We start from the raw sequence: 449 nt of genomic DNA, 5'->3' as shown, positions 1-449 counted from the left end.
TTGGTGGCGCAGGTGCCGCCGCCCGAGGCCGCCGTGGCGTTCAGCAGGCCGCGCTGCTGGGCCGACAGGAACGGGTTGGCGCAGTTGACCGAGAACGTGCCGGCGAAGATGCCGCCGGGGGCGATCTGGTACGTGGACGTGTCGTCCATGAACATCACGTCGGCGTAGGCCGTGGCCCAGTCGTTGATCTCGTAGTTCGCGAACGCGCCCAGCACGTAGCGGTCATCGGGACGCTGGTAGTAGTTCTGCGGGCCGAAGTTGAAGACGTCGCGGGTCGCGACGCGCGGGCGGAAGGTGTTGCCCGGGCCGGTCACATCCACGACGAAGTTCCCGAAGCGAGCCGGGAAGGCGGTGCCCGAGCCGCCGGAGCCGGCGGCGGCGAAGGTGTCGCCCGAGTTCAGGGTGCACGACGAGAAGTCGCGGTTGCCCTGCAGGATCGGCTCGACGTG

Annotated in this window: 1 pseudogene; it reads right to left on the bottom strand. The window is 69.3% G+C overall.

From position 1 onward, the window contains the following. A pseudogene (locus AX721_RS27900) lies at positions 1 to 449 on the bottom strand (hypothetical protein); the annotation flags it as partial.

This window comes from Phenylobacterium sp. CCH9-H3, from assembly GCF_001557235.1.
Classification (GTDB): Bacteria; Pseudomonadota; Alphaproteobacteria; order Caulobacterales; family Caulobacteraceae; genus Phenylobacterium.
This window is presented reverse-complemented; position numbering and strand designations above follow the sequence as displayed.